This is a genomic window from Nonomuraea composti (genome assembly GCF_012034275.1).
In the GTDB taxonomy this organism is placed as follows: Bacteria; Actinomycetota; Actinomycetes; order Streptosporangiales; family Streptosporangiaceae; genus Nonomuraea; species Nonomuraea composti.
Map to the genome: position 1 here is coordinate 1 of NZ_JAATEP010000147.1, position 1,118 is coordinate 1,118.

A 1,118-nucleotide genomic window follows, 5' to 3' on the forward strand; every position below is an offset into this window, starting at 1 on the left:
TGTACTGACCACGGACGTTGGTGACAGCGATACGGGATTTGCGACTCGCCGTCGAGGATCTTGAAATGGGTGAGGACCTCCTGGCGTGGTGTGTAACGACCAAGAAACGCACCACCCGCCGGAGGTCCTCGTGCCCCACCGTAACGCGCCGCTGACCGAACTCGGACGACTTCGCCTGGCCCGCTGTGTCGTCGACGAAGGATGGCCGCTGCGCCGCGCCGCCGAACGCTTCCAGGTCTCCCACACCACCGCCCGGCGCTGGGCGGCCCGCTACCGCCAGCTCGGTGCCGCAGGCATGCGCGACCGCTCCAGCCGCCCGCACAGTAGCCCGGCCCGCACCGATGCGCGAACCGAGCGACGAATCGTCAAGATCCGCTTCACTCACCGGCTCGGCCCGGCACGGATCGCCGCCCGGCTCGGCCTGCGCGCCTCGACCGTGCACCGTGTCCTGGCCCGCTATGGCTGCCCGCTCCTGGCTCACCTGGATCGCGGCAGCGGCGCGCGCATCCGCCGCTACGAGCACGCCGCCCCCGGCGATCTGGTGCACGTGGACGTCAAGAAGCTCGGCAACATCCCCGACGGCGGCGGCTGGCGTGTGGTCGGCCGCCCCCAGGGCCGGCACAACCGCGCCGCCACCCCCAACCGGCCCCGCAACGCCTACCACAACCCGCTGCTGGGCTACGGCTACCTGCACACCGCCCTGGACGACCACTCCCGGCTGGCCTACACCGAGATCCTGCCCGATGAGACCAAGGACACCGCGGCCGCCTTCTGGCAGCGCGCCCAGGCCTACTTCACCGCCTGCGGCATCACCGTGCGCCGGGTACTGACCGACAACGGCAGCTGCTACCGCTCCCACCTGTGGCGCGACACCCTGCACGCAGCCGGCATCACGCCCAAGCGCACCCGCCCCTACCGGCCTCAAACCAACGGCAAGGTCGAACGCTTCCACCGCACCCTGGCCGACGAATGGGCCTACGCCCGCCCGTATGCCTCAGAAGCCGAACGCCGTGCCGCCTTGCCAGGCTGGCTGCACATGTACAACCATCACCGCGGACACACCGCCCTGGGAGGCCAACCACCCGCCAGCCGCGTCACCAACCTGTTGGGACAGAACA

The 1,118-nt window shown here is 70.3% G+C and carries 1 protein-coding gene; it reads left to right on the forward strand.

The genetic code is table 11. The annotated features are described in order from the left end of the window. Nucleotides 1–130: 130 nt before the first annotated feature. Nucleotides 131–1,118, forward strand: a 988-nt coding sequence (locus tag HCN51_RS57715) for an IS481 family transposase (RefSeq protein WP_168022225.1), incomplete at its 3' end; no start/stop codon positions are given.